17 protein-coding genes are annotated in these 22351 nt (G+C 63.8%); 7 read left to right on the top strand and 10 right to left on the bottom strand.

Features of this window, described 5'->3' with window-relative positions; all coding sequences use genetic code 11:
* The first annotated feature begins 4 nt into the window (after window positions 1-4).
* Window positions 5-2641: a glycoside hydrolase family 99-like domain-containing protein gene (locus tag CK226_RS16575; RefSeq protein ID WP_142887601.1), complete on the top strand. Its 2637-nt coding sequence runs from the start codon at window positions 5-7 to the stop codon at window positions 2639-2641.
* 12 nt (window positions 2642-2653) lie between these two features.
* Here the strand turns inward: CK226_RS16575 and CK226_RS16570 are convergent, their stop codons facing one another.
* From CK226_RS16570 to rtcR, 8 genes are all read right to left on the bottom strand, one after another.
* Window positions 2654-4417 carry an ABC transporter ATP-binding protein gene (locus CK226_RS16570; protein WP_095788548.1) on the bottom strand — a complete coding sequence of 588 codons (1764 nt, stop codon included), beginning with the start codon at window positions 4415-4417 and terminating at the stop codon, window positions 2654-2656.
* A gap of 163 nt (window positions 4418-4580) precedes the next feature.
* Window positions 4581-5525, bottom strand: a complete 945-nt coding sequence (locus tag CK226_RS16565; protein WP_095792457.1) for an acetamidase/formamidase family protein — start codon at window positions 5523-5525, stop codon at window positions 4581-4583.
* Entirely contained in the window at window positions 5515-7158 is a 1644-nt protein-coding gene (locus CK226_RS16560; protein ID WP_095773309.1) for an ABC transporter substrate-binding protein, read from the bottom strand. Before CK226_RS16560 ends, CK226_RS16565 begins: the two co-directional genes overlap by 11 nt.
* A gap of 34 nt (window positions 7159-7192) precedes the next feature.
* Window positions 7193-8113 carry an ABC transporter permease gene (locus tag CK226_RS16555; RefSeq protein WP_095773310.1) on the bottom strand — a complete coding sequence of 307 codons (921 nt, stop codon included), beginning with the start codon at window positions 8111-8113 and terminating at the stop codon, window positions 7193-7195.
* Complete coding sequence (locus CK226_RS16550; protein ID WP_179301072.1) at window positions 8110-8976, bottom strand: ABC transporter permease; 867 nt, start codon at window positions 8974-8976, stop codon at window positions 8110-8112. Before CK226_RS16550 ends, CK226_RS16555 begins: the two co-directional genes overlap by 4 nt.
* A gap of 19 nt (window positions 8977-8995) precedes the next feature.
* Complete coding sequence (locus tag CK226_RS16545; protein ID WP_095792456.1) at window positions 8996-9613, bottom strand: ANTAR domain-containing protein; 618 nt, start codon at window positions 9611-9613, stop codon at window positions 8996-8998.
* Window positions 9610-10704, bottom strand: a complete 1095-nt coding sequence (locus CK226_RS16540) for a transporter substrate-binding protein (protein ID WP_095773313.1) — start codon at window positions 10702-10704, stop codon at window positions 9610-9612. Before CK226_RS16540 ends, CK226_RS16545 begins: the two co-directional genes overlap by 4 nt.
* Window positions 10705-10869: 165 nt before the next feature.
* Window positions 10870-12468, bottom strand: coding sequence for an RNA repair transcriptional activator RtcR (gene rtcR / locus CK226_RS16535; RefSeq protein WP_095792455.1), 1599 nt, complete (start codon window positions 12466-12468; stop codon window positions 10870-10872).
* A 208-nt stretch (window positions 12469-12676) separates the two neighbouring features.
* Here rtcR and CK226_RS16530 point away from each other — a divergent pair, with 208 nt between their 5' ends.
* Window positions 12677-14236 (top strand): RNA-binding protein, encoded by a 1560-nt coding sequence (locus CK226_RS16530; protein WP_095792454.1) that lies wholly within the window; start codon window positions 12677-12679, stop codon window positions 14234-14236.
* A gap of 1074 nt (window positions 14237-15310) precedes the next feature.
* Entirely contained in the window at window positions 15311-16714 is a 1404-nt protein-coding gene (locus CK226_RS16525; protein ID WP_179301064.1) for an RtcB family protein, read from the top strand.
* Window positions 16715-16753: 39 nt separating this feature from the next.
* On the opposite strand, the gene CK226_RS16520 is transcribed toward CK226_RS16525, so the two are convergent.
* The gene (locus CK226_RS16520; protein WP_095792453.1) at window positions 16754-17632 is read right to left on the bottom strand and encodes a helix-turn-helix domain-containing protein; all 879 of its coding nucleotides are present in this window, start codon (window positions 17630-17632) and stop codon (window positions 16754-16756) included.
* 92 nt (window positions 17633-17724) lie between these two features.
* Here CK226_RS16520 and CK226_RS16515 point away from each other — a divergent pair, with 92 nt between their 5' ends.
* Together CK226_RS16515 and CK226_RS16510 are read left to right on the top strand one after the other, a co-directional pair.
* Window positions 17725-19269, top strand: a complete 1545-nt coding sequence (locus tag CK226_RS16515) for a 4-hydroxyphenylacetate 3-hydroxylase N-terminal domain-containing protein (RefSeq protein WP_095792536.1) — start codon at window positions 17725-17727, stop codon at window positions 19267-19269.
* 6 nt (window positions 19270-19275) lie between these two features.
* On the top strand, window positions 19276-19785 hold the full coding sequence (locus CK226_RS16510) for a flavin reductase (RefSeq protein ID WP_095773315.1): 510 nt from the start codon (window positions 19276-19278) through the stop codon (window positions 19783-19785).
* Window positions 19786-19816: 31 nt separating this feature from the next.
* On the opposite strand, the gene hpaR is transcribed toward CK226_RS16510, so the two are convergent.
* A complete protein-coding gene (hpaR, locus tag CK226_RS16505; protein WP_245318148.1) occupies window positions 19817-20212 on the bottom strand; it encodes a homoprotocatechuate degradation operon regulator HpaR in 396 nt (131 codons plus the stop codon).
* Between the two features lie 212 nt (window positions 20213-20424).
* On the opposite strand from hpaR, the gene CK226_RS16500 reads away from it, so the two are divergent.
* Both CK226_RS16500 and hpaE read left to right on the top strand, forming a co-directional pair.
* Window positions 20425-20811, top strand: coding sequence for a 5-carboxymethyl-2-hydroxymuconate Delta-isomerase (locus CK226_RS16500; protein ID WP_095792452.1), 387 nt, complete (start codon window positions 20425-20427; stop codon window positions 20809-20811).
* A 12-nt stretch (window positions 20812-20823) separates the two neighbouring features.
* Window positions 20824-22341 (top strand): 5-carboxymethyl-2-hydroxymuconate semialdehyde dehydrogenase, encoded by a 1518-nt coding sequence (gene hpaE / locus CK226_RS16495; RefSeq protein WP_095792451.1) that lies wholly within the window; start codon window positions 20824-20826, stop codon window positions 22339-22341.
* The last annotated feature ends 10 nt before the right edge of the window (window positions 22342-22351 follow it).

Raw genomic sequence — 22351 nt, 5'->3', positions numbered from 1 at the left:
ATTCTTGGTCTTGGTAAGATCGCTCACCAGCAGAAGCCGATGGAAGAGATTTCGCCTGCGGCAACGAATTCGAGCCAGCGGTCTGTTCGATGTGTCGTGGTATCTGGTTCAAAATCCGGATGTAGCCCGGAGCGGGAAAGATCCGATCCTGCATTACATCAGGCATGGTGTCGCGGAGTCGCGAAACCCGAGTCCGAACTTCGACAACGAATACTATCTGACGAAAAATCCCGACGTGGCTGCCGCCTCGATGAATCCGTTGGATCACTACATTCGCTTCGGCAAGATCGAGGGGCGCAGCCCCCGAGGTGCTCCGGGCACAAATGCCGGCGCCATCCAGAGACCCGCCACCTACGTGCCGCGATCCAGCGAGAGGCGACCCGTCGCACTGAAGGCGCGCCTCATTGCCTTCTACCTACCACAGTTTCATCCGATTCCTGAAAATGACGCCTTTTGGGGAAAGGGTTTCACGGAATGGACGAATGTGACACGCGCGGCGCCGCAGTTCGATGATCATTATCAGCCCAGGCGGCCGGCGGACCTCGGCTTCTACGACCTGAGAGTGAAGGACATCCAGAAGGAACAGATCGAGATTGCCCTTCAGTACGGCGTCTCGGGGTTCTGTTTTCACTTCTACTGGTTCAACGGCAAGCGCGTCCTTGAGATGCCGATCAGGCAATTCGTCGAAAACGATGCGCACGAACTGGGCTTCTGCATCAATTGGGCAAATGAACCCTGGAGCCGCCGTTGGCATGGGCTCGAACAGGAGGTGCTGATTGCGCAATCGCATTCACCCGAGGACGACCTGGCCTTCATCGAATATGTATCCCGCTATTTTCGCGACCGGCGATACATCCGCATCGGCGGCAAGCCTCTTCTGATGATTTACCGGCCAGGATTGTTTCCGTCGGCCGCTGAAACAGCACAACGCTGGAGAGCCTATTGCCGGGAAGCCGGCATCGGCGAGATTTTTCTTGCCTACCCGCAGTCGTTCGACAAGGACGATCCCGCCGAATTCGGATTCGACGCCGCCGTCGAATTCCCACCGAATCTTGGGAAATTTCGCGAGATCAGCGGCAGAATTCCAACGCTCAAGAGCGGCTTCAGGGGAAAGATCTTCGACTGGACGGAGCTCCTCAAACGCAGCCGCGCCTACCCACAGGTTCCCTACACGCTGTTTCGCGGACTTTGCCCTTCCTGGGACAACACCGCACGGAGGATGGAGGCAGCCCACATTCTGGTGAACGCATCGCCGCCCCGCTACGCAGAATGGCTCGCCAACGCGGTCGCCGATACATGCGATCGTTTCGCCGATTTCGACAGCCGCCTGATCTTCGTCAATGCCTGGAACGAGTGGGCGGAGGGAGCCTATCTCGAGCCTGACGCCCGCTATGGCTACGCCTATCTGCAAGAGACGCGGAACGTCCTGTCGGCTCCGTCAGCGGCCGGCAAATTCCCCGGGGGCGCGTCCTGGCGCGTTCTGTTCGTTTCGCACGATGCGGCTCTCGGTGGGGCGCAGGCTTCGTTGATCGACATCGTCCAATGGCTGCAATCGCACACCGAGCTGGAGATCAAGGTGCTGTGCCTGGCAGGCGGTGAACGGCTCGAACAGTTTCGACGCATTGTCGATACCGCCCTTCTGGACGATCTGGTTTCGCCAACCGAGATGACCGCCACGAAGCTGGCCCGCATCGCCGATTGGTACGGTGGCAGACCGGACCTCATCTATTGCAACAGCCTGGCCACCGGCCGTGTGCATGCGCTGCTTGGGGAACTGGGCATTCCTATCCTGACGCATGCCAGGGAATTGGCAACGAGCGTCGCCCGATACGCCAAGGACGACATTGAGGATGTGGTTTCCCACACGCGGAGATTCGTTGCGTGTTCGCCAAGCGTCCGGGACTATTTGGTGGCCGAGCACAAGGTCGAAACGAACGCCATCGACGTCATTCCAAGCGCGGTTCCGCAGCCCGGCGCCGATCCCGGTCAGGAAACCCAGCGTCTTGAACGTCGCCGACTGGCCGGCTGGCCCGTGGACAAGACCATCGTCCTGGGATCCGGCCTCGCAATGCCATTCCGCAAGGGTGCCGACCTGTTTATCGAGGTGGCCCGAATTCTTCGGGCCCGTGGGGTCGAGGACTATCATTTCTACTGGCTCGGCTCGTTTCCGGAGCGGGAACGGGATGAGGCTCTCGGCACCTGGTCGCAGCACCTCGACAGGATGCGGGCGGACGGGTTACACGAAAAAGTTACATTTCTGGGCGATGTCGACGATGTGCGCGGCTATCTTCGGGCTGCCGATCTGTTTCTTCTGACATCCCGCGAAGAGCCGTTCGGCCGCGTCATGCTGGAGGCGGCATTCGCCGAGTTGCCGGTAATCTGCTTCGCAGGCAGCGGCGGGGCACCGGATTTCGTCGAGGACGATGCCGGCATCATCGTCGAACGGGCCGATCCGGCCGCCATGGCCGACGCCACACTGAAACTGATCCGGGACAAGCCGCTGCGGACGAAGCTCGGCAGGCAGGCGAGCGCCAAGGCGCGGCGGCATTTTTCCACCGACCAGGTCTTTCCGCGCCTGCTGTCGACCATGCGGAAGGTTGCAGGCCAGCCGCCCGCGGGCCCGATCATCATGCCGAACTAAAATTACCGCCCGCTACCTGTCCGCAGCGACGAGGTGGCCGTTGCCGACATCCTGCAAAGCCAGTTTCAGCGGCGCCTCGCCGATCCTGCGGGTGGCGCTCGGGATTTCCTGGTCGAGGCGGGCGAAGCGGCTTCTGCGCCGCGCTGGATCGGGCACCGGCACGGCTTCGATCAGCCGCCTGGTGTAGGGATGGCGCGGGTTGGAAAAGACCTGGTCGCGCGTGCCCATTTCGACGATCTGGCCGAGATACATGACAGCGACGCGGTCGGAGATGTTCTCGACCACCGCCATGTCATGCGAGATGAAGAGATAGGCGACGCCGAATTCGCGCTGCAATTCCTTCAACAAATCGAGCACGCGCGCCTGCACCGAGACGTCGAGCGCCGAAACGCTTTCGTCGGCGATGATCAGCTTCGGCCGCAAGGCGAGCGCGCGGGCAATGCAGACGCGCTGGCGCTGACCGCCGGAGAATTCGTGCGGATAAAGCTCCATCTGATCGGCCGACAGGCCGACGCGCTCGAACAGGGCCGCGACACGCTGGCTGCGCTCTTCCCTGGAGGCGATGCCATGGATAACCAGCGGCTCGGCGACGAGGTCGCCGACGCGCATGCGCGGATCGAGCGAGGCGAAAGGGTCCTGGAAAATCATCTGCACGTCGCGGCGCACCGCCTTGCGTTCGTCGCGGCCGAGGCCCGACAAATTGCGCCCGCCAACGATGATGTCGCCGCTGTAAGGTACCAGCCCGGCCAGCGCCTTGGCGGTGGTCGACTTGCCGCAGCCGGATTCACCGACCAGCGCCAGCGTCTCGTTGGGCGCGACCGAGAAGCTGACGCCCTCGACCGCATGAACCCGGCGGGTGACCCGGCCGAAGACGCCTCCGCGCAGGTCGAAGCGGACATGCAGGTCTTTGACCAAGGCGACGCTGGCTGGCGTTGCCGTCTCCACATGCCTTGATTTCTGCCGCCCGACGCCGCTGCCGATGCGCGGCACGGCGGCCAGCAGTTCGCGCGTATAATCCGCCTGCGGCCGGGCGAAGATGTCCGGTGTCTTGCCCTCCTCGACCATGCGGCCATGCCGCATGATGATGACGCGATCGGCCATTTCGGCGACCACGCCCATGTCGTGGGTGATGAGGATGACGCTGGTGCCGTGCTGGCGCTGCAGGTCGCGCAGCAGTTCCAGCACCTCGCCCTGCACGGTGACGTCGAGGGCGGTCGTCGGCTCGTCGGCGATCAGTACGTCGGGCTCGAGCGCCAGGGCCATGGCGATCATCACCCGCTGGCGCATGCCGCCGGACAGCTCGTGCGGGAACTGAATTAGCCGGCTTTCGGCTTCCGAAATGCGCACCGCCTTCAGCGCCTCGATGGCGCGCTGGCGGGCTTCGGCCGGCGAGAGGCTGGTATGCGCCTCGATGGATTCGGTGAGCTGCCGGCCGATCGACAGCACCGGATTGAGCGAGGTCATCGGCTCCTGGAAGATCATGGCGATGCGGTCTCCGCGAATGCGGCGCATCCGGCGCTCGTCGAGGTCAGCCAGGTCGGTATCGCCAAGTCGGATCTTTCCAGATGAAATGCGGGCGGCAGGCTGCGGCAGGAGCTGCATGATCGCCAGCGCGGTCATCGACTTTCCGGAGCCGGATTCGCCGGCGATGCAAAGCGTTTCGCCACGCGCCAGCGTCAGCGACAGGTTGGACACGACCTCGCGCTCGCCATCCTCGCCGCGCACGCTGACGGAGAGGTTGGCGATGTCGAGGATGGTCTTGGGGGCTGAGTTCATTGGGAGAGCAGGGTTCTGAGAGGTTTATTCGGGCACGCCCCCCACCCGGACCTTCGGTCCGACCTCCCCACAAGGGGGAGGTAGGGCGCCAGCGCTTCACCCTCCCCCTTGTGGGGAGGGTCGCTGCGAAGCAGCGGCGTGGGGGTGCGGCGCCAACCTCGCGTCATTCAAACACGCAGCGCGGGAAGTAGAACGACACCACCCAGTTCGGCATGTCGACGATCTCGCTGATCCTGAGATCGCCGCACACCGAGGCGAGCATATAGGCCTCGACCGGGTCGATCTGGTAGCGCCCGGCAATCAGGTCGACCATCTGGGCAACCGCTTCCCTGGCGCCGGCCATCAGGTCGGGGCCGATACCCGTCGTCACTTCATAACCCTTGGCGTCGAGGTGACGCGTCACCGGGCCAGGGGTGGTGAAGCGCGGCGTCTTCAGCCTGGCATCCTTGAGCAGGTCGAGGTTGAGCACGACGTCCATCGGGCTTTCGATCGCCGTGCCGCAGACCTCGCCGTCGCCTTGCGCGGCGTGCGTATCGCCTACCGAGAACAGCGCGCCAGTCACCTCCACCGGCAGGTACAATATGGTGCCGGCGGCGAGATCGCGGATATCGAGATTGCCGCCGACGCGCCGCGGCGGCACCACCGAGTGGAGGCCCATCTCGGCCGGCGCATTGCCGATGGTGCCGGCGAACGGCTTCAGCGGTACGCGGGCATTCTTGCCGAACAGCGCCGGCTCGAGCGAGGCGGCGTCGTATTTCCAGATGTTGAGCGCCGGCTCCTTGAAGTCGTCGGCGAGCAGGCCGAAGCCCGGAATGTTCCCCGTCCAGCCGAAGCCGGACGGTTTGAACAGCTCGATCGTCACCTTCAGCGCGTCACCGGGCTCGGCACCTTCTACGAAGATCGGCCCGGTCACCGGGTTGATGCCGGCGAAGTCCAGCTTGGCGATGTCGGCGACCGTGCTGTCGGGCTTCAGCTGGCCGCCGGCGGAATCCAGGCACTGGAACTCGATGGTCGATCCGGGCGCCACCCGCTCGGCCGGGGCAAAGGAATTGTCCCAGCCGAAATGGTGATGGCGCCCATGGATGGTGTAGTCGCAACTATTGCACATCTTTTACGTACACATTGTCATAGTTGATCGGGATATGGACCGGGTCGACATAAAGGTTGTCGGCACCGCCCATGCGGGCCGATTTCATGGTGAAGCGCTGCTCGTTGAACACCGGCGCCCAGGGTGCGTCCTCCATGATCTTGTCGTAGATGGCGCTCCACATCTTGCCGCGCTCCACGGCCTTGGCCGGGTCAACCACGGAGTCGGCCTCGGCCGCCTTGGCGTCGAGGTCCTTGTTGCAATACCACGACCAGTTCCAGCCGCCCGGTACCGCACCGGCGCAGCCGAGGATCGGGCCGTAGAAGTTGGACGGATCGGGGAAGTCGGCGATCCAGGCCATGCCGCCCGACCAGATCATCGGCGCGCCGGCCTTGTCGCCGCCGGCGGCGATGACGTTGGCCTGGGCGAGCGACTGGATGCTGGCCTTGATGCCGATCGCCGCCAGATCCTGCTGGATCGCCTGGGCGATGCGCGGGTTCGGGTCGGTGTTCATGGCGAACAATTGCGTGTCGAAGCCATCGGGATGGCCGGCCTCGGCCAGCAGTGCCTTGGCCTTGGCAACGTCATACGGGTAACCCTTATACTCCTTGTCGTAGCCCGGCATCGATGGCGGCAGCGGCTGGTTGGCCGGCACGGCGCGGCCGTTGATGATCTGGATGACGCGCGCCTTGTTGATCGCCATGTTGACGGCCTGGCGCACCTTCACATTGTCGAACGGCGCCATGGTGGTGTTCATGGTGACATAGCCGGTGTGCAGCTGGCCGCCTTCGACGACGCGCGCCTTCTGCTCGGGATCGGCCATCACCTCCTGGAATTTTGCCGGCGGAATGCCGTCGCCGGGCACGTCGATCTCGCCCTTCTGCAAGCGCAGCAGCGCCACGATCGGCTCCTGGCCGATCTCGAAGGTGATCTTGTCGAGATGCGGCAGACCCTTGTGCCAGTAGTCCGCATTGCGCTCGAAGACGATGCGCTGGCCGAGCGTCCACTCGGCGAGCTTGAAGGCACCGGTGCCGACCGGATGCTTGCCGAAATCCGCGCCATATTTCTCGACCTCCTCCTTCGGCACGACATGCGAGAAGTTGATGGCCATCACATGCAGGAAGGTGGCGTCGGGGCGGGTCAGCTCGAACTTGACCGTATAGGGATCGACGACGGTGACGCCGGACAGGCTTTCGGCCTTGCCGGCGGCGACATCGTCATAGCCCTTGATCGAGCCGAAGAAGCCGGCGCCCGGGCTCTGCGTCTTCGGATTGGTGACGCGATCGAGCGAATATTTCACGTCGTCGGCGGTCATCTCGCGGCCATTGTGGAATTTCACGCCGTGCCGCAGCTTGAAGGTGAAGGTCTTGCCGTCTGGCGAGATCTCGTAACTTTCGGCAAGGTCGGACTTGAGGTTGGTGGTGCCCGGTTCGTAGTCCATCAGGCCGTCGAACAGGCTCTTGATCATCGACCAGTTCTGCCAGTCATAGCCGATCGCCGGATCGAGGGTGGCGACATCGTCCTTGTAGGTGATGGTGATGGCGCCGCCCTGCTTGGCGTTGGGGTCGATCGTGTCCTCGGCGCGGGCGCTTGCCATGCCGAGCATCAGCGCCAGCGCCGATGCCGCCACGGTGGTAGCCAGAAATCTTTTCATTTGGTGTTCCCTTTCTCTGATTGTTTTCTTGGTTTCATCTGAGCTTGATGCGCGGGTCGATGAAGGGCGCGATGATGTCGGCCAAGAGGTTGCCGAGCACGATGGCGAAGGCCGAGACCAGCGTGACGCCCATGATGATGGGGATGTCGACGCGCTGGATGGCCTGCCAGGCGAGCTGACCGATGCCGGGCCAGCCGAACACGCTTTCGACGACGACGATGCCGCCCATGAAGATGCCGATATCGATGCCGATCATGGCGATGACCGGCAGGATGGCGTTGGGCAGCGCATGGCGGAAAATGATGGCGCCGCGCGCCAGGCCTTTCGCGCGCGCGGTGCGCACATAATCCTGGCGCAGCACGTCGATCATCGACGAGCGCATCATGCGGGCGTACCAGCCGGCGCCGAGGATGCCCATGGTCAGCGACGGCAGCACCAGATGGCGCCAGGTGCCGTAGCCGCCGATCGGAAACCAGCTGAGCCGCACGGCAAAGACGTAAAGCAGCAAAAGCCCGACGACGAATTGCGGCGCCGAGACGCCGACGAAGGAGGCGACCATCAAGGTCTGGTCGGTCGCGGTGCCGCGCTTGACGGCGGCGATGAGGCCCATGCTCAGCCCGATCAGTAGCTCGCACAGGATGGCGCCGACCATCAAAAGCAGGCTGGCCGGCAGCCGCGAGACGATGAGTTCGGTGACTTCGGAGCGCTGGATGTAGGAGCGGCCGAGATCGCCGCTGACGAGCCTGGTCAGATAGTGCCAGTACTGGACGACAAAGGGCTGGTCGAGGCCGAGCTGCTGGCGGATGTTCTCGACCGTCTGCGGCGTGGCGCTGCGGCCGGCGATCTGGCGCACCGGGTCGGCCGGCAAGAGATAAAGCAGCGCGAAGGTGATCAGCGAAACACCAAGCAGGATGAGCAGCGACTGGATGAGGCGGCGGCCGAGATAGGCGATCATGCCCGGCCCCTTTGCATCGGATCGAGGATGTCGCGGAGCGCGTCGCCGATCAGGTTGAAGGCGAGCGCCAGCGCCAGGATCGCGGCGCCGGGGAAGAACACCAGCCAGGGTGCTGCCTGGAAATAGGTCTGGTTCTCGAAGATGATGTTGCCCCAGGACGCCGTCGGCGGCTGCACGCCGATGCCAAGAAAGGAGAGCGTCGCTTCGAGCAGCACCGTCGTCGAAATGCCGAGCGTGCCCCAGACGATGATGGTCGGCAGGAGATGCGGCAGGATGTGGCGGAACAGGATGCGCGGCGCGCCGGCGCCGATGGTGCGCTCGGCGTCGATGAATTCGCGCTCTGCAAGCGAGGAGGTTTCGGTGTAAATGACGCGCGCGGTCTGCACCCAATTGACCAATGCGATGACCAAGGCGACGATCCACAGGCTCGGTTGGAAAACCGCCGCCAGGCAGATGGCGAGCAGCAGCGCCGGAAACGCCATCATCAGATCGGTGAAACGCATCAGCGCACTGCCGATCCAGCCGCGGAAATAGCCGGCGGTGACGCCGACCAGTGTGCCGATGAACAGCGCCACCCCATTGGCGACGATGCCGATGATCAGCGAGGTGCGGGCGCCATAGAGGATGCGGGTCAGAAGGTCTCGACCGAGCAGGTCGGTGCCGAGCCAGAATTTGGCATCCGGCGGCAGCGGCGAGCCCTCTATGGTCAGGCCGTCGAACATCTGCTCGTTGGGATCATAGCCGGTCAGCCACGGTGCCAGCACGGCACCGGAGACGACAATGGCGACGATGACCAGGCCGAGCAGCGCCAGGCGACGTTTGACCAGCCGGCGCCAGACACCGGCGCGCGGCTTGGCCGGCATGCGCGCCGTGGCCGGGAGGTCAGGCGCGATGGGACTGGTCATCGCCGCCTTCCTCACCCGTTGCTTCCTCATCGGTCATCGCCACGATCCGGCGCGCGGCATCCTCGACGCTGATCTGCCAGCTCATCGCCAGCGAGCGCAGCTGCGCATAGGCGCGCTCGTCGTCCGAGCCTTTCGACAACGCCGCCACCGCGCGCACGATGGTCTGCCGCTCGGCGACACGCTGGCGCAGCGATGCAATTTCGCCGGCTAAGTGTTTACGCGCCTCGAAACTCTGCCTTGCGATCAATAGCGCGCTGTAGACGCCGGCAGTGCCGACCGGCTTAAGCAGTTGCGCGTCGGCCTTGTGCGAGAGCGCCCATTCGATGCGGCCGGGCGCCTCGGAACCGATCAGCGCCACCAGCGGCATCGGCGCTTCACCGGCTTTCCAGGGGAATTGCTCGTCGAAACCGAGATCTGCATCGAAGAAGACGAAATCGGCGGCCAGCGCCTCCGGCGGCAGTTCCGGCCAGCAGTCGAGCGCGATCAGGCCGATCGCCGACAATTGCCTGGTGATGGCCTGTACCGTCGGATGCGGGCGATGCAGGATGAAGGCCCTGGCGCCGCCGAGGTTGGGAATGCGCGGCGTCCTCGTCACGATACCACCCGCAGGCGCGGACGCCCGAACGTCCTGGCAGGATCATAGCGCGACAGATAGGGATCCGGCGCGACCTCATCCTCACGGCTGACGACCTCGAAGAACCCATCGGCGATCCGGCCGATGATGACAGGCAGCGTCGCGTGCTGGGTGTTGGCGTCGATGACGATCGGTCCAAGCCGGGTGGAGAAGCGCCGTTCGGCGAAAGCCTTGGAGAATTCCGCGGGTCCAGCTTCGGGATTGCGCGCGAGCACGTCGGCCATCACCTGCACCGAGGCATAGGCCGAGGCCTCGAAGGACGACGCGAAGGCCGCCGGCCGCGGCGCGAAATACGGGCCGACGGACAGATGGCCTCTCCCCGTCTCGCCGATCGCCGGCAGTTCGCCCTCGGTGAGGTTGCAGGAGATGACAGGACAATTTTCCGGACGGAAGGCGGCATCCTCGTCGCCCAAATCGCGATAGGCGGCGAGGAAGGCGTAGGACGAGGTGCCTATCAGATTGTTGAGGATGAAGCTCGGCCGCGTCGCCCGGATTTCCCCGATGAGGCGCGACACGTCGGTCTCGCCGATGCGCAGATAGCGTTCGCCCAGCACCTTGCCGCCGGCGTCGGCGATCAGGTCGCGCGCCACGCGGTTCATCTCCCAGCCCCAGATATAGTTCGAGCCGAGCAGGAAGCCGTTGGCGCCGAAGCGCGGCACGACATGGGCCATCAGCGGCACCAGATGCTGGTTGGGACAAGCGTGCATGTAGACGACATGCTCGTTGGCCTCGAAGCCTTCATAGGGGCATGCATACCAGAGCATGCCGCCGGCCTTCTCCAGCACCGGAATGGTCTCCTTGCGGCTCCAGGAGGTGACGCAGCCGACGACGTGGCGCGCGCTGCTGGTCTTGAAGATGTCTTCGCAAAGCGTCGCGTAGCGGTCGGCATTGCTTTGCGGATCGCGCTCGACCGGCACCAGCTCGATGCCTGAGCCGCGGTCGGCATTGATGTCGGCGATCGCCCGCATGGCACCCATGCGGCATGCATCGGAGACGAGCTGATAGCTCCCCGAACGGGAATAGAGGATACCGATCTCGATGCGCCGTTTCAAACAGGACCCCAGAAAATGAAAATGCCCCGCAGCCAGCGCCGCAAGGGCGAGGCATACGAGGCATTCTTGCCGCCCGGCGATCAGGGCCGGTATCTGGCCTTAGGGTATTCGGTCCGGCTGGTCAGTCAAGCGGGAAAGTGCGAGGGATCGGCACGTAGAGGATGTCTATCGTTTCCGGACGATGTCTTCGAAGCTGAGGTCGAAGCGCATGAGATATTTGCGCAGCCGGTCAGCATCGTTGCCGCTGGTCTTTTGCAGCCGCGAGACGGCGAACAGTTTTCGTCCGGCGGCGCTGATCGAATTGCTGTCGCGGCAAACCGTCAGCACGGTGGCCAGTTGTGCCCGGTCGAACATGTCGATCCGGCTTTGGCGCTCGGGGCCGAGGACCTCCTGCAGAATGGCGTCGCGATCGCCGGTGGCACCGGCATGCCATAGGGCCGTCAGACGATCGGTCTCGTCACGCACGGTCTCCTCGTTGATGCGGCCGAGCGGCGCCAGCGTCGCCATGCGGGTGACAGAGGCCGAGAGATCGCGGAAATTGGCCCGCCACATCGCCTCCGGAGCCACGGCGAATTTCAGATAGAGGTCGCGGGCCTCCTTGTTGAAGGTGACGTTTTGTGCTTCCCGCTCGCCGAAGCGGCGCAATTCGAAGTCGAGGTTCGGTTCAATGTCCTCCTTGCGGTCTCGAAGCGCCGGCAGCTGGAAGGTCCACAGGTTCAGGCGCGCAAAAAGATCCTCGCGGAACTTGCCCTCCTTCACACCGATCGACAGATCGCGGTTGGTGCCGGCGAGAAGCTGGAAATCCGACATGACGTCCTGGTCGGCACCAACCGGCAGGAAACGTTTTTCCTCGATGGCGCGCAGACACATGGCCTGTTCGTCGGGGCCGAGTTCGCCGATCTCGTCGAGGAACAGCACGCCCTTGTTGGCCGATTTCATCAGTCCGGCGCGCTCGTTCTGGGCGCCGGTGAAGGCACCCTTGACGTGACCGAACAGGGTCGACATCGCCTGGTCGCCACGCAAGGTAGCGCAATTGACCTCGATGAAGGCGCCTGAAACCTGCCGCTGTGCCTTCTTGAGCTCATAAATGCGCCTGGCCAGCTGCGACTTGCCGGCACCCGTCGGGCCGGTGAGCAAAACCGGCGCACGCGAGCGGATCGTCACCTTCTCGATCTGGTCGATCATCTGGTTGAAGGCCGCATTGCGGGTGGCAATGCCCGATTTCAGGAACGACGTCGCCTCGTCGCGTTCGGCGGCAAAGCGCGTGGCGATCGCGTCGTAGCGGGACAGGTCGAGATCGATGATCGAATGGCTGCCCGACGCGTCGTCGCGTCCCTCCTTGCGCGGCGAAAGCTGCAGCAGCCGCGCCGGGATGAAGTGCGCCTCGGTGAGCAGGAACCAGCAGATCTGGGCGACATGCGTGCCGGTGGTGATGTTGACGAGATAGTCTTCCCTCTCGGGATCGAAGGCATAGGCGCGGGCGAAATCGCGCAGCCCGGTATAGACCTCGCTGAAATCCCAGGGGTCACGCATGCTGATCAGATGTTGCCTGACCTCCGTGGCAGGCGAGACCTGCTCGATGTCGGCAATGATCTGCGTGGCCAGTTGCCGCGACTGAGTCCCCTGGATGAGCTCCAGCCGATCTATGAACAATCCCGGCTGCTGACACAGCGCAACCGTTGGCCGCCACTTCCTCCAACGGTCATCCGTACGCCCCGCATCAAGCGTTGTACCGAGAATGCCAATCGCGACGCGTCTTTTCATCTTATCCCATGATATAAGTACCGAGATTTTTGGATCACTATACAGGCTCTCCCCCGGACAGAGCCAGAGGCACCAAACAACCGGCTTGTTTTTTATTTTCTCATTAAATCAAACGGCTAGCCGAATTTAAGCGGATCGGCACGCGTTCATTCTTCAAACTGGCACGCCACCTGCTTTGATGGCGGTGTAAAAATGAAGGATGAGAACAATGGCGAACAAATCCGTGTTTGCGACGATCGCAGGAAAGCGGCTCCCGCCGGCTGACGCCAGGAATCGTGAAGGCGCCCAGGCTTACCGCCTGTCGCCGCATCAGGCTCTGGCGCAGCTGGCGGCGACGGGCACGTTCAACGCGACTTTCTATGCCGAGCCGCGGGAGCAGCTGGACGAGGTGCTGAAGCTCGCCTGGCAGGTCGAGCCGGGATTCCTGGCGCGCACCGCCGTCCACGCTTTCGAGCAGGGCTACATGAAGGATATGCCGGCGCTGCTGCTGGCCGTTCTGTCCTGCATGCAGGGCGACGAGTTCAATCGTGCTTTCGGGCGGATCGTCAGGAACGGCAGGATGCTGCGCGACTTCGTGCAGGTCATGCGTTCGGGCGCCACCGGGCGCAAGTCGCTCGGCACGCGGCCGAAGCGGCTTATCCAGGCGTGGCTCGAGCAGGCCGCCGACTTCGAGCTAATGCGGGTCGCTGTCGGCAACGATCCGTCGCTGGCCGATGTCATCAAGATGGTTCACCCGAAGCCGAAGTCGGCCTCGCGTGAGGCGCTTTATGGCTATCTGATCGGCAAGCCGCATGATGTGGCTATGCTGCCGGACGTGGTGAAGGCATTCGAGGCGTTCAAGCGCGATCCGTCGCTGCCGGTGCCGGAAGTGCCGTTCCAGATGCTGACCTCGATGCCGCTGTCGCGCGAGCATTGGGTGCAGATCGCGGCGACGGCCGGATGGCAGATGCTGCGCCAGAATCTGAACACTTTCGCCCGCAACGGCGTGTTCGAAGTGGACGGGTTTGGCGAGACGCTGGCGGCGCGCCTGCGCGATCCCGAGGAGATCCGGCGCGCCCGGGTGTTCCCGTATCAGCTCATGGTGGCGTTCACCATGGCCGGTGCGGAGGTGCCTGGCGTGGTCAGGGACGCGCTGCAGGATGCGATGGAGATCGCGCTCGACAACGTGCCCCTGGTCAAGGGTAATGTGGTCGTATGTCCGGACGTTTCGGGCTCGATGAGTTCGCCGGCGACCGGCTACCGCAAGGGCGCGACGTCGGCCGTCCGCTGCATCGATGTGGCCGCCCTGGTGGCCGCCGCGATACTGCGCCGCAACCCCACGGCCCGGATCCTGCCGTTCGAGAACGATGTGGTGGAGATCCGCCTCAACGCGCGCGACACGGTGATGACCAATGCCGCCAAGCTTGCAGCCATCGGTGGCGGCGGAACCAACTGTTCGGCTCCACTGGCACGGCTGGTTCGTGAGAAGGCTGATGTCGACCTGGTGGTGTTCGTGTCGGACAACCAGTCCTGGGTGGATGCGACGGCGCATGCGCATCAGGGGACGGCGACGATGCAGGAATGGCGGAAGCTGAAGGGGTTGAACCCGGCAGCCAAGCTGGTCTGCATCGACATCCAGTCTCATCTGACGACGCAGGCCAAGCCGCAGGCCGACATCTTGAATGTCGGCGGCTTCTCCGACCGCGTCTTCGACGTGGTGGGCACGATGCTGTCCTCGAACAGCGACCCGGACCATTGGGTGCGCACGATCGAGGCGGTGGAGCTCTAGACAATGGTCCCGGCGGCGCGTCCGCCGGGACTAACAGAAACAAAAATCCGGGCATGACGAATGCCGATGGAACTACAGGCTGTTCACCTCCAGGTCGCGGGTTCGAATCCCGTCGGGTCCGCCACTATGGACCCGTAGCTCAGCGGATAGAGCGGGACGTTTCGTCAAACCTTGTCGTCATGCCCGACGACTTTTGCGCGACATCGGTCGCAACTGGACAGAAAGGAACTGAACAAACGGCGTGACGAATGCCCGTGGAACTACATTCTAACTTTCGGGTCGCGGGTTCGATTCCTGCCGGAGCTGCCAATCGGCTCTGTAGCTCAGTCGGTAGAGCAGAAAGGCAGTTTCACAACAGACTTTGTCGTCACACCTCGCAAGAAACAGCCGCGGCGAATGCCCGATGGAACTACAGTACAACCAAGCGGGATGCTCCGTGAGGTTCGACTCCTCACCTTGCTGGCGCTCTCTGGCACGAGCGGGACTCCCGGGTTTCATCCTCTTTTGTCGCCGCGGCGACGCGAATACATGGCGAATGCAGGCAGGACTACAGGTAGCGCGCCCGCCGAAAAAGCGGGAGGTCGGGTGTTCAAATCACTCTCCCGCTCTGCGGAGCGGGGTGGCGCAGTCACCGTCTTGCCGATCCTTGTCGCCAGCCGATTGAAACAGGGCGAATGCCTGCGGGAATACACTGGTATCTGGCGGTTCGAATCCGCTCGTCGATCATCGATCGATCGGTTTCTCGCATCGACTTGTCGCCCGCCGGAGAGAAAGAGAACGAATGGCGAATGCAGGCAGGACTACAGGAAAGAGGTTCAAACCATCCCTTCCCTCCCAGGATGGAAGTAGCTCAGTCATTGTCTTGCCGATTCTTTGTCGCCAGACCGAAAGAACAGGACGAATGCCTGCGAGACTACAGGTAGACGCGGCTCGCTTCAGGCAAGCGGGTGCCGAAAGGCGTGAGGGTTCGTGTCCCTCCTTCGCGGCTTCGCGAAGTGGCGGAAAAGAGCTCTCGCATTCCCTTGTCGTCCGCCCGCAATACGCAGTGCTTGATATGGACCGAAAGTGAAAGACATGACCGAGATTTTGAGTGGACAGGATTTGATCGACGCCGGCATGCCGCAGGGCAAGTGGTTCGGCAAGGCGCTCGCCGCCGCCAACGCGGTGCTGGAGAGCGGCGGATCGCAGGGCGATGCGCTCGAGGCCGCGCGTGCCTTCGCGCCGCAGCCGGCCATGAAGCTGAATGCGGCCGCGTCCATGCCGCTGCACCTGAACATCGAGGCCGAAACGCCTGACGAGGCTGCCAATGTCGACGCGGTGACGCGCTCAATGGCCGAGCTGATGCGTACGCCGGTGATCCGTGCCGGCGCCATCATGCCGGATGCTTGTCCGACCGGTCCGTCGGGCACGATTCCCGTTGGCGGCGTCGCGGTCTCCGAGGCGATCCATCCCGGCATGCATTCGGCCGACATCTGCTGCTCGATGGCGATCTCAGTGTTCCCTGATGTGACGCCAGCCGTGTTGCTCGATGCCGTTCATGGCGTCACCCATTTCGGACCGGGCGGGCGTCCGCGTGGCCAGCAGATCCGGCCGGCCAAGGAGATCTTCGAGCGTTTCGAGGCCAACCCCTTGCTGCGTGACCTAACCAGTGCGGCGATCGAGCATTTCGGCACGCAGGGCGACGGCAACCACTTCGCCTATGTCGGCACGCTGAAGTCGAGCGGCGAAACGGCGCTGGTTACGCATCACGGCTCACGGTCGCCGGGTGCGCGGCTCTATGCCAAGGGCATGAAGATCGCCGAGGGCGTGCGCAAGACGCTGTCGCCGGAGACCTTGCCGCAGAACGCCTGGATTCCGGCCGACACGCGGGAAAGCGATGACTATTGGGAGGCCCTGCAGACGATCCGCGAATGGACCAAGGGCAACCATATGCTCATCCACGACCTGGCGGCGGAAAAGCTGTCGGCGAAGGTGTCGGACCGGTTCTGGAACGAGCACAACTTCGTCTTCCGCCGTTCGGACGGGCTGTTCTACCACGGCAAGGGCGCCACGCCGGCCTTCGACAACTGGGCCGACGACGCGACCGACCTGACGCTGATCCCGCTCAACATGGCGGAACCGGTGCTGATCGTGCGCGGCAAGAACGCGGCGCATGGACTTGGCTTCTCGCCGCATGGCGCCGGGCGCAATTTTTCGCGCACTCAGCACCGGCGCATGCAGGCGGGACGCAGCGACGCCGATATTTTCGCGCAAGAGACGAAAGGCATCGATGCCCGCTTCTTTTCCGGCGTGACGGATATTTCGGAGCTGCCTAGCGCCTACAAGAACGCGGCCTCGATGCGCCGCCAGATCGAGCATTTCGGCCTGGCGGAAATCGTCGACGAAGTGCTGCCCCATGGCTGCATCATGGCCGGCGACTGGGAAGCCAATGCGCCCTGGCGCAAGAAGCGGGAAGCGCGCCTACAGCAGGGGCGTTAGCCGGAAAATTGGATGCGGGTCGCGAGGCCCGCATCCACCCTATGTACGATCAGCGCCCTGCAGCTGCTTGCGCCGCCAGGCGGCAGGCGCTTCGCCTATCCGTTCGCGGAAGAAACGCGAGAAATAGGCGGGGTCGTCGAAGCCGATCTCGTAAGCGATGTCCTCGACCGTGCGCACGGTGAACAGCAAGAGCCGCTTGGCTTCCAGCAGCCGCCGCTCGCTGACGACGCGCTTGACGCCGCTGCCCAGCACCGCATGGGCAGCCTTGTCGAGGAGATGCGGCGTGGTGGCCAGCGTCGCGACGTAGCGGTCGACCGGCCAGTTGTCGCGGAAATGCGCATCGACAAGCCGGCGCAGGCCCATGGCCAGCGACGCATCGGAAGACGGTGCGGCGGCGACTGTCGCCGGCGCGAGACGCGCGATGTGGGAGAGCGCTACGGCAATCAGCGACGGCAGGATTTTGTCATTGCCGGCCTGCGCCTCGGCATATTCGGCGGCGATCATCTCCAGCACCGTCGCCAGCTTTTTCCATGCGGCGTGCCGGGGCAGGCCGTCGGCAAAGACCGGCCTGTCCAGCGGCAACAGGCTATGGCCGGCAAGGGCGGCGAGCGCATCGTCCGCGACAGAGACGACGATGGCGTCGGTGCCGGGGCCGATCGAGAAGCCATGCACGATGGTGCTCGGCACGAAGCTGACGGCCGGCGCCGAAAAGTCCCAGGCGCGGTCCTCGATGCGGTAGGTGCCGGAGCCGCTGGTCCAATAGGTGATCTGACCCATCTGCGGATGCTTGTGCGCCGCCACCTGGCCGAGATGGATGTTGCTGCGCGCAAGCACTGTCTCGACATGCAGGAAGCCGACATCGAGCGGCCGCACCGGCTCGCCATAGACGAAGAAATCGGGAATACCAGTTTCGCTCATGCCAGTGGAGAAAGTCCAAGCGGATTCGTGCTTTTGTCCATAAACCTTTGTAACGGCCAGCGCTATTGTTAACACGTTAAGGGAGGATGATGATGCGATCGGAAGATTTCCGGGCCGACACGAAACGCCCGTTCACCGGGGCCGAGTATCTGGAGAGCCTGCGCGACGGCCGCGAGGTCTATATCAACGGCGAGCGTGTGGCCGACGTCACCACGCATCCGGCGATGCGCAATTCGGTCCGCTCGCTCGCCCGCCTCTACGATGCCTTGCACGACCCGGCGCGGCAAGCGGCGCTGACCTCGCCGACCGACACCGGTTCGGGCGGCTACACCCACAAATATTTCCGCGTCGCCCATTCCGCCGCCGATCTCGCCGCCCAGCAGACGGCGATCGCGCAGTGGTCGCGCATGTCGTATGGCTGGATGGGGCGCACGCCCGACTACAAGGCGGCGCTGATGAACACGCTCGGCGCCAATGCCGACTGGTACGGGCCGTTCAAGGACAATGCGCTCGCCTGGCACAAACGGGCGCAGGACGCCGTGCTGTTCATGAACCATGCCATCGTCAACCCGCCGATCGACCGCCACAAGCCGGCCGAGCAGGTGAAGGACGTCTTCGTCCACATCACCAAGGAGACGGATGCCGGCATCCATGTCTCCGGCGCCAAGGTGGTGGCGACGTCCTCGGCGCTGACGCACTACAATTTCCTGGCGCAGGGCTCGGCGACGGTCACCGAGGATCCGTCGCTGTCGGTGATGTTCATCGTGCCGATGAACGCGCCGGGGATAAAGATGTTCTGCCGCGTCTCTTATGAACAGACAGCCAATACGGTGGCGGCACCCTTCGACTATCCGCTGTCGTCGCGCTTCGACGAGAACGACGCGATCCTGGTGCTCGACAATGTCTTCATCCCCTGGGAGGATGTTCTGGTGCTGCGCGACGCGCAGAAGATCCTGTCGTTCCACCCGGCGTCGGGCTTCATGCATGGCTATTGTTTCCAGGGCTGCACGCGCTTCGCCGTCAAGCTCGACTTCCTCGCCGGTCTGCTCGCCAAGGCGCTGCGCGCCACCGGCGGCGACGCCTTCCGCGGCAATCAGGCGGCACTTGGCGAGGTGATTGCGCTCAGGCACATGTTCTGGAGCTTTTCCAACGCCATGGCCTACAATCCGATCCCGTGGGCGAATGGCGCGGTGCTGCCCAATCTCGACGCCGCCCTCGCCTACCGCACCTTCATGTCGGAAGCCTATCCGCGCGTCATCGACACGGTGCGCCGGGTGATCGCCTCGGGCCTGATCTATTTGCCGTCATCGGTGCGCGACTTCAACAATCCCGAGATCGACAAGTACCTGGCGCAATATGTGCGCGGCTCCAACGATATGGGCCATGTCGAGCGCATCAAGATCATGAAGCTGTTGTGGGACGCGACCGGCACCGAGTTCGGCGGCCGCCACGCGCTCTATGAGCTCAACTATGCCGGCGCACCGGAAGAGGTGCGGCTGCAGGTGCTGAAGGGCGCCGAACGCGGCGGGCGGCTGAAGGCGATGGAGGAACTGGTCGACACCTGCATGGCCGACTATGACGAGAATGGCTGGACTGGCGACACCTGGCTGCCGCCGCTGACCTCGACGGCTGGATGAACTCCGATGGCCACGCAGATCTCGAAAACCGATTTCCGCGACGCCATGGCCAGGGTCTGCGCGCCGGTCAACATCGTCACGACGGACGGCCCGGCCGGGCGCGGCGGCTTCACCGCCACCGCCATGTGCAGCGTTTCCGACGAGCCGCCGACGCTGCTGGTCTGCATGAACGGGCGTTCGACGCAGGCCGCCATGTTCCTCGCCAACCGGCGCTTCTGCGTCAATGTGCTGACGCATGACCACATGCACCTGGCGGGAAAGTTCGCCGGTGCGACAAGGGACATGGAGGCCCGCTATTCGGCGGCGCGCTGGCAGACGCTGACCTCGGGCACGCCGGCGCTGTCGGACGCGATCGTCAATTTCGATTGCGAGATCGAGGACGTGCATATCGTCGGCACGCACAATGTCATGATCGGCCGCGTCATCGACGTGCGGCACGGCGGCGGTGGCTCGGCGCTGCTCTATGTCGACCGCAACTACACGCAGCCGACACGGCTCGGAAGCTTTGGAGGGTGAGGCGGGGCGAACGGCGCGGGACGGAGAGCGCTCAGCTCTCGCCGTCGATCAGCGCCTCCAGCAGATCGAGCAACTGCTCCAGCCGCTCATGGCCGAAGCGCTTTTCGATGTCGTCGTAGATGACGCGGCGTTCGGGGGACAGGGCGTCGATCAGGGCAGAGCCGGCCGGGGCGATGGTCAGGATGACGCGGCGGCCGTCGCCTTCCGCTTTGTTTCGGGTGATGAACTTTCGGCCCTCGAGCGCCTTGATGATGCGCGTCAGGCTCGGCGGCAGCACCGAGGCGCGATCGGCGAGCTCAGTCGCCTCGACCGGGCCGGCCTCGCTCAGCACGCGCAACACGCGCCATTGCTGTTCGGTCACGTCATGCGCGGCGAGCATCGGGCGAAACCGCGCCATCACCACTTCGCGGGCATGAAGGAGCGCCATTGGCAAGGAGCGGCGGGTGTTCTCGGGCAGCAAGTAAAATTCTCTCCAGCGCTGGCTTGCGATCGGCGGCGGGCTTTGCCCGGCAGCGCTGGCCGTCAAAGCCTGTCATCCCGTATCGTCGCCTCGGGCCGGATGCAAGGCTTGACTTCGGCGACATCACATGTAATTAACGCGTTAACTACAACAAGCAATGTTCCAGGGAACGAAACGCGGTGCCTCACTTCTCCATCGAGTATTCAGCCAATCTCGATGCCAAGGTCGACATGGCCGAATTGTGCGCGCTGGTGCTGCGCACCGTGCTCGACACCGGGCTGTTCGAGACCGGCGCGGTGCGGGTGCGAGCCTTCCGCGCCGAGGCCTACGCCATAGCCGACAATCTGCCGGAAAATGGCTTTCTCGACATGTCGTTTCGCGTCGGGGCGGGCCGCGGCGCCGAGGACAAGAAACGCACCGGCGATGCCGTCTTCAAGGCGGTGAACGAATATCTGGCGCCGCTGTTCGAGACCCCGCATTTCGCTTTGTCCCTGGAGATCCGAGAAATTGATCCGGCGCTGAGCTGGAAGAAGAATGCCATCCACCCGCGGCTGCGCGGCAAGTGACGGAAAGCTGACATGTCCGACCTCGAAGGCAATCTGAAGAAGGCCGAGGCCTATCTGGCCCGTTTCAAGAGCGATGGCGTGCTGAACCAGATTGGCGGCGAGGCGGTGCCGGCCGCTGACGGCTCGACCTTCGAGACGCTGTCGCCAGTCGACTTGAAGCCGCTGGCCAAGGTCGCGCGCGGCAGCAGTGCCGACATCGACCGCGCCGCCAAGGCGGCCAAGGCGGCCTTTCCGGCCTGGGCGGCCATGCCTGGCGAAGCGCGCAAAAAGCTGCTGCACAAAATCGCCGACGCGATCGAGGCGCGCGCCGAGGAGATCGCCTTCGTCGAATGCATGGACACCGGCCAGGCGCTGAAATTCATGGCCAAGGCTGCGTTGCGCGGTGCGGAGAATTTCCGTTTCTTCGCCGACCGCGCGCCGGAAGCGCGCGACGGCGAGACGCTGCGGACGACCGGCCAGATCAATATGACCACCCGGGTGCCGATCGGCCCGGTCGGCATCATCACGCCCTGGAACACGCCGTTCATGCTGTCGACCTGGAAGATCGCGCCGGCGCTGGCGGCAGGCTGTACGGTGGTTCATAAGCCGGCTGAGTTCTCGCCGCTGACGGCGCGCCTGCTGGTCGAGATCGCCGAGGACGCCGGCCTGCCGAAAGGCGTCTGGAACCTGGTCAACGGGCTTGGCGAACATGCCGGCAAGGCGCTGACCGAGCACCCCGACATCAAGGCGATCGGCTTCGTCGGCGAGAGCCGCACCGGCTCGATGATCATGAAACAGGGCGCCGACACGCTGAAGCGTGTGCATTTCGAGCTCGGCGGCAAGAACCCGGTGATCGTCTTTGCCGATGCCGATCTCGAACGCGCCGCGGATGCGGCGGTGTTCATGATCTACTCGCTCAACGGCGAACGCTGCACCTCGTCGTCGCGGCTGCTGGTTGAAGCCTCGGTCTACGACCGGTTCACCGATCTGGTGGCGGGGAAGGCCAAGCGCATCAGAATAGGCCATCCGCTCGATCCGAAGACCGTGGTCGGGCCGCTGATCCATCCGGTGCATGAGGAGAAGGTGCTGTCCTATATCGAGATCGGCAAATCGGAGGGCGCCGTGGTCGCTGCCGGCGGCGGCAAGTTCGCTGGCCCCGGCGGCGGCTGCTATGTCAGCCCGACGCTGTTTACCGGCGCCACCAACCGGATGCGCATAGCCCAGGAGGAGATTTTCGGGCCGGTGCTGACGGCAATCGCCTTCAAGGACGAGGCCGAAGCGCTGGCACTGGCCAACGACACGCAATACGGCCTGACCGGCTATCTCTGGACCTCCGACGTGACACGCGCCTTTCGCTTCACCGACGCGCTGGATGCCGGCATGATCTGGGTCAATTCGGAGAATGTGCGGCATCTGCCGACACCGTTCGGCGGCGTCAAGAATTCCGGCATCGGGCGTGACGGCGGCGACCATTCCTTCGATTTCTACATGGAGACGAAGAACATCGCCTTCGCCACGACGGCACACGCGATCCAGAAACTCGGCGGCTGACCGGAGGAGA

The sequence above is a fragment of the Mesorhizobium sp. WSM4311 genome (assembly GCF_002295115.1).
Taxonomy (GTDB): Bacteria; Pseudomonadota; Alphaproteobacteria; order Rhizobiales; family Rhizobiaceae; genus Mesorhizobium.
The sequence above is the reverse complement of the archived record's forward strand: the minus strand, read 5'-3'. Positions and strand labels throughout refer to the sequence as shown.

Bases quoted from the DNA above. Each gene is read 5' to 3' on its own strand.
- CK226_RS16570 (WP_095788548.1), bottom strand. From the start codon at position 4,417: ATGAACTCAGCCCCCAAGACCATCCTCGACATCGCCAACCTCTCCGTC.
- CK226_RS16565 (WP_095792457.1), bottom strand. From the start codon at position 5,525: ATGTGCAATAGTTGCGACTACACCATCCATGGGCGCCATCACCATTTC.
- CK226_RS16560 (WP_095773309.1), bottom strand. From the start codon at position 7,158: ATGAAAAGATTTCTGGCTACCACCGTGGCGGCATCGGCGCTGGCGCTG.
- CK226_RS16555 (WP_095773310.1), bottom strand. From the start codon at position 8,113: ATGATCGCCTATCTCGGCCGCCGCCTCATCCAGTCGCTGCTCATCCTG.
- CK226_RS16550 (WP_179301072.1), bottom strand. From the start codon at position 8,976: ATGCCGGCCAAGCCGCGCGCCGGTGTCTGGCGCCGGCTGGTCAAACGT.
- rtcR (WP_095792455.1), bottom strand. From the start codon at position 12,468: ATGAAAAGACGCGTCGCGATTGGCATTCTCGGTACAACGCTTGATGCG.
- CK226_RS16530 (WP_095792454.1), top strand. From the start codon at position 12,677: ATGGCGAACAAATCCGTGTTTGCGACGATCGCAGGAAAGCGGCTCCCG.
- CK226_RS16525 (WP_179301064.1), top strand. From the start codon at position 15,311: ATGACCGAGATTTTGAGTGGACAGGATTTGATCGACGCCGGCATGCCG.
- CK226_RS16520 (WP_095792453.1), bottom strand. From the start codon at position 17,632: ATGAGCGAAACTGGTATTCCCGATTTCTTCGTCTATGGCGAGCCGGTG.
- CK226_RS16515 (WP_095792536.1), top strand. From the start codon at position 17,725: ATGCGATCGGAAGATTTCCGGGCCGACACGAAACGCCCGTTCACCGGG.
- CK226_RS16510 (WP_095773315.1), top strand. From the start codon at position 19,276: ATGGCCACGCAGATCTCGAAAACCGATTTCCGCGACGCCATGGCCAGG.
- hpaR (WP_245318148.1), bottom strand. From the start codon at position 20,212: ATGGCGCTCCTTCATGCCCGCGAAGTGGTGATGGCGCGGTTTCGCCCG.
- hpaE (WP_095792451.1), top strand. From the start codon at position 20,824: ATGTCCGACCTCGAAGGCAATCTGAAGAAGGCCGAGGCCTATCTGGCC.